Genomic DNA, 7,959 nt, shown 5'->3' with positions numbered 1-7,959 from the left:
TCAGTGGGGGGAGGGTATCCCCCCCCCCCCCCCCGCCACCCACCTCCTTTTCCTCGCACGCGGGGGGAGGGTGTCCCCCCCCCCCCCCCGGGTGCCCCCCCCCCCCCCCCCCGCCGGACGCTCGCGAACGCGCCCCGGCCCCGGTGGACACGGCACATTCCTCCCCTCGCGTCACGTCGTGATGTCACGACAAATCATTGACACGTAGGTAATGCATTGGTTACAAACCAGGGACGGGGAGATCCGGCGAGGCGACGCGCGGAGGTACCGAATGAAGTGGACGACAGTCCCGATCCTGGCGGCGGTTCTGGGCCTCTCCGTCCTGACCGGCTGCTCGGCCGGGCAGGCCGGCGGGGAGCCCTCGGTGGAGCAGCCTGCCGGTGCTCCCGCCCCCGCGGCCGGTGACGGCACCTTCGCCGTGGTCACCCACGCGGGCACGGGCGACGCCTTCTGGGACGTGGTCAAGAACGGCGCCGAGGCGGCGGGCAGGCGCTACGGCGTCACCGTGACCTACCAGGGCGACGGCGACCCCGGGCGCCAGTCCCAGCTCATCGACCAGGCCGTCAGCCAGAAGGTGAACGGGCTCGTGGTCTCCATGGCCAACCCCGACGCCCTCAAGGAGTCGATCGGCAAGGCCGTGACCGCGGGCATCCCGGTGATCACCATCAACTCCGGCGGGGACGTCTCCCGGGAGTTCGGCGCGATCACGCACGTCGGCCAGTCCGAGGACGTCGCCGGCCGGGGAGCGGGGGAGAGGCTCAAGGCACAGGGGGTCGCCAAGCTGCTCTGCGTGATCCACGAGGCCGGGAACGTCGGCCTGGACCAGCGCTGCAACGGCGCGACGCAGGGGCTGGGCGGCACGGTCGAGCGGCTCCAGGTGGACGTGGGCAACCTCGCCGACGCCACCTCCAAGATCAAGGCGAGACTCCAGTCGGACCCCTCGCTCGACGGTGTGCTGACCCTGAACCCGGCCGTGGCCGTCGCCGCCCGCGACGCCATCGCCGACGGGGGGTCCAAGGCCGTGCTGGGAACCTTCGACCTCTCGGCCGACGTGGTGGCCGCGATCAAGGACGGCGAGATCGCGTTCGCGGTCGACCAGCAGCAGTACCTGCAGGGCTGGCTGCCGATCACGTTCCTGACCCTCCACCGGGACAACCTCAACACCGTCGGGGGCGGCCTGCCGGTCAACACCGGTCCCGGTTTCGTCACCAAGGAGAACGCCGAGAAGGTGGCGCAGCTGGCCGAGAAGGGCACCCGGTGACGGTGCCCTCCGGCATCGGTGACACCGCCGACACGGACGGCACCGCCGACACCGCCGACACCGCCGACACGGCCGGCCGGACCGGCACGGCCCACGGGACCGGCGCCAACGGCGTCACCGGCAAGGCCGGCGCGGCCGACGAGCGGCTGGCCCGGAGTGGGCCGGCCCGCCGGTTGCTGATCAGGCCGGAGCTCGGCGCGGTGGTGGGCGCCCTGGTGGTCTTCGCGTTCTTCGCCGCCCAGTCGCCGGTCTTCCGCTCGATCGAGGGCGTGGCCAACTGGCTGGACCCGGCCTCCACCCTGGGGATCATGGCGGTCGCCATCGCGCTGCTGATGATCGGGGGCGAGTTCGACCTGTCGGCGGGCGTGCTGACCGGCACCGTCGGCCTGGTCACGGTCATCCTCTCCACCCGCTACGGCCTGCCGCTGTGGGCGGCGATGGGCGTGGCCCTGGCCGTGGCGCTGCTCGTCGGCCTCCTCAACGGCCTGGTGGTCGTCCGCACCGGGCTGCCGAGCTTCATCGTCACCCTGGCCACCTTCCTGATGCTCCAGGGCGTCAACCTGGGCGCCACCAAGGCGCTCACCGGAACCGTGCAGGTCGGCGGGCTGCGCAGGGTCGAGGGGTACGAGGAGGCCAGGGCCGTGCTGGGCGGGACGATCACGGTGGCCGGGGCCGAGTTCCGGGTGGCCGTCCTGTGGTGGCTGGCCGTCACCGCCGTGGCCACCTGGGTGCTGGCCAGGACCAGGGCCGGAAACTGGATCTTCGCGGTGGGCGGCGACGAGCGGGCCGCCCGCGCGGTCGGGGTCCCCGCGGAACGGACCAAGATCGCCCTGTTCATGACCACCGCCGGGGCGGCCTGGCTGGTCGGCTCGATCATGGCGCTCCGCTTCACCTCGGTGCAGGCCGGTTCCGGAGTGGGCCAGGAGTTCGTCTACATCATCGCGGCGGTCATCGGCGGCTGCCTGCTGACCGGTGGCCACGGCTCCGCGATCGGCGCCGCCGTGGGTGCGGTGATCTTCGGTATGGCGGACAAGGGCATCGTCTTCGCCGGGTGGGACGCCGACTGGTTCACCTTCTTCCTCGGGGCCATGCTGCTGCTGGCCACGCTCGCCAACCGGTTCGTACGCCGCTATGCCGAGGAGGTGAGGCATTGACCGGGACGGACGACACCCCGCTGCTGGAGGTGCGCGGCGTGGGCAAGACGTTCGGCGGGGTGATCGCGCTGCGCGACGTCTCCCTGCGGGTGCGCGCGGGACAGGTCGGTTGCGTCCTCGGTGACAACGGCGCGGGCAAGTCCACGCTGATCAAGATCCTTTCGGGCGTGCACGCCCCCGACACCGGCGCGTACCTGGTGGACGGCGCCCCCGCGGGCTTCGGCAGCCCCCGTGACGCGCTGGAGCGGGGCATCGCCACCGTCTACCAGGATCTGGCGATGATCCCGCTGATGTCGGTCTGGCGGAACTTCTTCCTCGGGTCGGAGCCCGTGCTGGGCCGGGGGCCGCTGCGCCGCTTCGACGTGGCCCTGGCCCGGCGGACGGTCCGCGAGGAGCTGCGCTCGATGGGCATCGACATCCGCGACGTCGACCAGCCGGTGGGGACCCTGTCCGGCGGTGAGCGCCAGTCCGTGGCCATCGCCCGCGCGGTCCACTTCGGGGCCCGCGTGCTCATCCTGGACGAGCCGACCTCGGCCCTGGGGGTCAAGCAGGCCGGGGTCGTGCTGCGCTACATCGCCCAGGCCCGCGACCGGGGCGTGGGCGTGGTCTTCATCACCCACAACCCGCACCACGCCTACCCGATCGGGGACCGCTTCCTGGTGCTCAACCGGGGCGTGAGCCTGGGGGAGTACGCCAAGGACGAGATCACCCGCGAGGAGCTGACCTCCCTGATGGCGGGCGGCGCCGAGCTGGAGCGGCTCGCCCACGAGCTGAGCCGGGCCGAGGACCCGCCGGGCTGAATCCAGCGCGCGGACGCCGGTGGGTCCACGGCACCGCTCACCGGGTCGGCTCAGGGGTCCAGCCGGGCGAGCTGGTCGGTGTGGGCCTTGGCGGTGGCCGCGGCGAACGCCTTGGTGGCCGGGTCGGCCCCGGACCGTCCCTCGCCCTTGGCCACCAGCACGGACTGGGTCAGGTACTCCCGCGCGTTCCCGGTGAAGAGCCGGTCGAAGGCCGGGCCGTCCGCGCGGTCCAGGGCGGCGAAGTCGGCCGGGGTCGTCATGCCCGGCATGTCGTGTCCCTCGTGCTCGCGGCTCTGCGGCACCCCGGCCCGCCGCAGCAGGTCGCGCAGCCCCTTGAGCGTCGCCCGGCGGGCGGGCACGGTCTCGGCGGCGAACCGCGTGATCGCGGGGTTCGAGGTCTTGCCGGGGGCCAGCTCCAGCAGGCGTACCGACTGCTCGGTCATCGGGATCATCAGCTGCAGCCAGGCCAGGTCGGTGGCGTTGAAGGACCCGGCCGGGGTGGCGGCCCCGCCGGAGGGCGTGCCCGAGGGCGCCGTGGAGGGGAGGGGGGAGCTCACGGCCGCGGCCGGTCCGGCCCGGTGGTGACCCGCGGCCGGATGGGACTCGGGCCCGGCCGCCACGCAGCGCGAGATCAGCAGGACGGTGAGCACCGCGAGTACCGGAACACCGACGACGGACGCTCTCATGTCGCTCCCTTCACCCGGGCCGTGCCGGAGGGGGGACCCGGGGTGGGGCGGAGCCCGGGACCGGGCCCCGCCCGCCGTTCGGATGAGGGTGGGGGTGAGACAGACGTACGGTGCCGCATGCCCCGCCGTCAACCGGTCATGTCAAACGACCGCCACCGGAAGGCCGACGGTGACCGGCCGCCATGGGCCGGTCACCGTGGGGCGATCGCCGTGAGCCGGTGACCGGGAGGCGGTCACCGCGGGCCGGTCACCACCGGCCGGTCGTCCGGTGTCAGGGGGTGCCGTCGGCGCCGCACTTGACGATCGGGCGGATGCAGTCGCGCACCCGGCGCTCCATCTCGGCCTCGGGCCAGGCGTTGAAGAAGTCACCGTGCATGGTGAAGCCCGGACCGGACGCGAGCCGGAACTTCGCGGGGTCGCCGCTGACCGGGTAGCGCAGCACCTGGCGCAGCTTGGGCACGATCACCGGGTGCGAGGCCGGGCAGGCGCCGTTCACCGGGTAGGACATGTGGCTCTTGTGGTCGGCCGAGTCCAGGTCCTTGCCGTTCCAGCAGTGCGGGAAGTCCAGGTAGGACTCCAGCATCGTGCCCGAGGGGCACTCGACGAAGTCCTTCGAGGAGCCCACGTGCCCGGCGTGCAGGCACGACCAGCGCGCGTTGCTGGAGGCGTCGGGCTTGGTGGCCTTGGCGTTGCCGGCCACGATCCGCAGTCCCAGCGGCAGCGGCCGGGTCTTGGCCATCAGCTCGTCCCGTACGCCCTCGCCCAGGTAGTAGAACGTGGTGCCGGTCGGCTCGACCGGCTTGTCGCCGCTGTAGAGGGTCGGCACCCAGTACGACGACAGGTCGGTCCTCGGGCTGCAGGTGGTGCCGCCCTTGAGCAGGCTCGTGATGTCGGAGTCGGCGTCGGTGGTGGTGTTGCCGAAGAAGCTGTGCATGTGCGACCCGCCGGGCAGGCCCGGCACCACGATCGGGTCGTCGGGCAGCCGGTGGGTGTACGGGCACTCGGCCACGAACTCCGCCACCCGCACCGCGCCCGGCGGCACCGGGCCCTTGGGCAGGTCGCCCCCGGGGCCGGAGGGCGTCTGCGAGGGGACGGGCCTGGTCGGGGTGGCGCTCGGGGTGGTACCGGGGGAGGTGCGGGTCGGGGAGGCGCTGGGCCGGGGGGTCGCGGTGCCCCCGCCGGTGCCGTGGACCTCGAACTCCCACAGCGACACCCCGTACTCCGAGGAGCGCGCGGTGGCGTTCAGCCGGACGTAGCGGCCGGTGGCCGAGACGTTCAGCGTCTGCGTCCCGCCCTTGCCCGCGGTCGTGGTGTGGATCGTCTTCCACTGGCCGCCGCCGGAGGAGGTCTGGATCGTGAAGGCGGTGGCGTGGGCGCGTTCCCAGTCCAGCACGATCTTCGTGATCGACGCGGAGGCGCCCAGGTCGACCTGGAACCACTGGGGGTCGCCGAAGGCGCTCGACCAGCGGGTGTCGTCCCTGCCGTCGATCGCGGCCGAGGGGGACAGGTCGCCCCTCTCGGACGAGGAGGCGGTGGCCTTGCCCGACCGTGACAGCGGTGTCTCGGCCGCCTCGGCCGGCAGGACGCCGTTCACCAGGCAGGCGCCCAGAAGGGTCGCGAGGGCACCGGTGAGCGCGAGGCGGCGCGGTCGCCGGTGCGGTGCCGTGATGCGCGGAGCGGTCTCACTCATGTGGATGGAGGTCCTTAGGGGGATCGGGTGGTGATGGAGGTGGCGTCCCGTGCCGGGCCGTCCGTCGTTCCGAGGTCCGGCACGGGCCGCCCCGTGCGGGAGCGGCCGGTCGCGCCGGGTGGGGGGTGTCATCGCCGCGAGCCTTCCTGTCGTGGCGTCCGGCGGTGAGGCCGGGCGCGTTCCGCTCCTGTACCGGAGACCGCGGGCCCGGCCGGCGATAACGGAAAACGGCGACGTACCAAAAAAGACGGCCCGGATTTTCGTTGTCGGCCCGGCCGCCCTCCGGTCTCCATGAAGGGGGCTCGTGGTCTCCCGTTATGAGAGTTATGGAGAGAATCGTCCGTGTCCGTCGTGCGCCACGGCGCGCGGCGGACACGGACGCGGACGGAAGCGAGGGGTGTGGATGCCGGAGACCGGCAGGGACGGACCCGACACGGCGATGGTGGCCGCGGCGCGCGCCGGGGACCAGCGGGCCCTGGACGCCCTGGTCGCCGGCTCGCTCCCGCTCGTGTACAACATCGTCGGGCGCGCGCTGAACGGTCACGGCGACGTCGACGACGTGGTCCAGGAGACGCTGCTGCGGGTGGTGCGCTCCCTGCCCGGCCTGCGGGACGCGGGGGCGTACCGGTCCTGGCTGGTGGCCATCGCGGTCCGCCAGGTACGCGACCACGAGCAGGACCGCAGGAGCGCGCAGCACCGCCGGGCCGACCTGGAGTCCGCCGAGGAGCTGCCCGACCCGGCCTCGGACTTCGCCGCCGTGACCATCCTGCGGCTCGGCCTGACCGACCAGCGCCGCGAGGTGGCCGAGGCCACCCGCTGGCTGGACGGCGACGACCAGACGCTGCTCGCGCTGTGGTGGCTGGAGGAGACCGGCGAGCTCGGCCGCGCCGAGCTGGCCGGGGCCCTCGGCCTGTCCGGGCGGCACGCGGCCGTGCGCGTCCAGCGGATGAAGGAGCAGGTGCAGACCGCCCGGACCATCGTGCGGGCCCTCGGGGCGGCGCGCGCCGAGTCCGGCTGCACCGGGCTGCGCGACCTGGCGGCGAACTGGAACGGCACGCCCAGCCCGCTGTGGCGCAAGCGCTTCGCCCGGCACATCCGCGACTGCGACCTGTGCCAGGGGCGGACCGCGGGCCTGCTGCCCATCGACCGCCTGCTCGCCGGGCTGCCGCTGCTGCCGCTGCCGGCCGGCTTCGCCCTGCACCACCTGCAGGCCGTCCCGCCCGCGGCCGAGGCCGCGGCGCACTCCACCTTCTGGGACGCCTCGCACGGCTCCCACGCCGCGGAGTCCGGCGGGCGCGGCCTGGCGTCGCAGCTCCCCTCGGGCCCGGTGGCCGTCCTCGGCGGGGTGGCGGCCGTCGTCGTCGGGGCGCTGCTGGTGGTCGGCCGCCTGGTCGCCCCCGACCCCGCGCCCCCGCGCCCCGGACCGCCGCAGGCGGAACCGGCCCGTACCGCCATCTCGACCGCGGCGGCCGCGTCGGCGTCCCCGGCGTCCCCGGTGTCCCCGGCGTCCCCGGTGTCCCCGGCACCGCCGGCACGGACGCCGTCGGCGCGCGCCACACCTCGGCCGACCCCGTCCCCCGGGCGGAGCAGGACCCCCCGGCCTTCCCCGCCGCCCGCCGTGGTGACCTCCGCCAGGAAGGGCGTCGGCGTGTGGAAGATGCCCGGCCTCGGCACGGCGCTCGCCGCCTCCGGTGCCGGCTGGTACTACAACTGGTCCACCCGGCCCGAGGGTGTCACCGGTCCGGGCAGGAGCGGGTTCGTCCCGATGATCTGGGGGGCCGGCAGCGTCACCCCCGCCGAGCTGGCCCGCGCCAGGAAGGCGGGCCCGTACCTGCTGGCCTTCAACGAGCCCGACCTGCCCACGCAGGCGAACATGACCGTGGAGCAGGCGCTGTCGCTCTGGCCCCGGCTGATGTCCGCGGGGCGGGTGCTCGGCAGCCCGTCGGTCGCGTTCGGCGCCGACACCCCCGGCGGGTGGCTGGACCGCTTCATGTCCGGTGCCGAGGAGCGGGGCTACCGGGTCGACTTCATCGCGCTGCACTGGTACGGCGCCGACTTCCGCACCGAGGCCGCGGTCGGGCAGCTCAGGTCGTACGTCCAGGCCGTGCACGAGCGCTACCGCAAGCCGATCTGGCTCACCGAGTACGCCCTGATCGACTTCTCGAACGGGACCCGCTACGCCACCGACGCCCAGCAGGCCGCGTTCCTCACCGCCTCCACCAGGATGCTGGCGACCCTGCCGTACGTGCGGCGCTACGCCTGGTTCGGGCTGCCCTCCTCGGAGACCGAACCCGGCAGCGGGCTGTTCCGCGCCGACGGGACCGTGACCCGGGCGGGCCGAGCCTTCCAGGCGGCCCGCTGACCATAT

Annotated in this window: 6 protein-coding genes; 4 read left to right on the top strand and 2 right to left on the bottom strand. The window is 73.9% G+C overall.

Features of this window, described 5'->3' with window-relative positions:
* Window positions 1-271 precede the first annotated feature (271 nt).
* The 3 genes from ACZ6RT_RS31410 (at window position 272) to ACZ6RT_RS31400 (ending at window position 3,215) form a co-directional block, all read left to right on the top strand.
* Complete coding sequence (locus tag ACZ6RT_RS31410) at window positions 272-1,261, top strand: sugar ABC transporter substrate-binding protein (RefSeq protein ID WP_470157493.1); 990 nt, start codon at window positions 272-274, stop codon at window positions 1,259-1,261.
* 146 nt (window positions 1,262-1,407) lie between these two features.
* Window positions 1,408-2,415 (top strand): ABC transporter permease, encoded by a 1,008-nt coding sequence (locus ACZ6RT_RS31405; protein WP_470157498.1) that lies wholly within the window; start codon window positions 1,408-1,410, stop codon window positions 2,413-2,415.
* Window positions 2,412-3,215: an ATP-binding cassette domain-containing protein gene (locus ACZ6RT_RS31400; RefSeq protein WP_399195849.1), complete on the top strand. Its 804-nt coding sequence runs from the start codon at window positions 2,412-2,414 to the stop codon at window positions 3,213-3,215. The genes ACZ6RT_RS31405 and ACZ6RT_RS31400 overlap by 4 nt, the downstream gene beginning before the upstream one ends.
* Window positions 3,216-3,265: 50 nt before the next feature.
* On the opposite strand, the gene ACZ6RT_RS31395 is transcribed toward ACZ6RT_RS31400, so the two are convergent.
* Together ACZ6RT_RS31395 and ACZ6RT_RS31390 are read right to left on the bottom strand one after the other, a co-directional pair.
* A complete protein-coding gene (locus ACZ6RT_RS31395) occupies window positions 3,266-3,901 on the bottom strand; it encodes a DUF305 domain-containing protein (RefSeq protein ID WP_470157492.1) in 636 nt (211 codons plus the stop codon).
* A 271-nt stretch (window positions 3,902-4,172) separates the two neighbouring features.
* Complete coding sequence (locus tag ACZ6RT_RS31390) at window positions 4,173-5,591, bottom strand: DUF1996 domain-containing protein (protein ID WP_470157491.1); 1,419 nt, start codon at window positions 5,589-5,591, stop codon at window positions 4,173-4,175.
* Window positions 5,592-5,994: 403 nt separating this feature from the next.
* On the opposite strand from ACZ6RT_RS31390, the gene ACZ6RT_RS31385 reads away from it, so the two are divergent.
* On the top strand, window positions 5,995-7,953 hold the full coding sequence (locus ACZ6RT_RS31385; RefSeq protein ID WP_470157490.1) for a sigma-70 family RNA polymerase sigma factor: 1,959 nt from the start codon (window positions 5,995-5,997) through the stop codon (window positions 7,951-7,953).
* Window positions 7,954-7,959 lie beyond the last annotated feature (6 nt).

Source organism: Streptosporangium sp. NPDC050148 (genome assembly GCF_055586505.1).
Note: the sequence above shows the minus strand (reverse complement) of the source record. Positions and strands in the feature narration are given on the sequence as shown.

What these genes read in the sequence shown, in the direction of transcription:
- ACZ6RT_RS31385 (WP_470157490.1), top strand. Translation starts at nt 5,995, where the DNA reads ATGCCGGAGACCGGCAGGGACGGACCCGACACGGCGATGGTGGCCGCG.
- ACZ6RT_RS31395 (WP_470157492.1), bottom strand. Translation starts at nt 3,901, where the DNA reads ATGAGAGCGTCCGTCGTCGGTGTTCCGGTACTCGCGGTGCTCACCGTC.
- ACZ6RT_RS31410 (WP_470157493.1), top strand. Translation starts at nt 272, where the DNA reads ATGAAGTGGACGACAGTCCCGATCCTGGCGGCGGTTCTGGGCCTCTCC.
- ACZ6RT_RS31390 (WP_470157491.1), bottom strand. Translation starts at nt 5,591, where the DNA reads ATGAGTGAGACCGCTCCGCGCATCACGGCACCGCACCGGCGACCGCGC.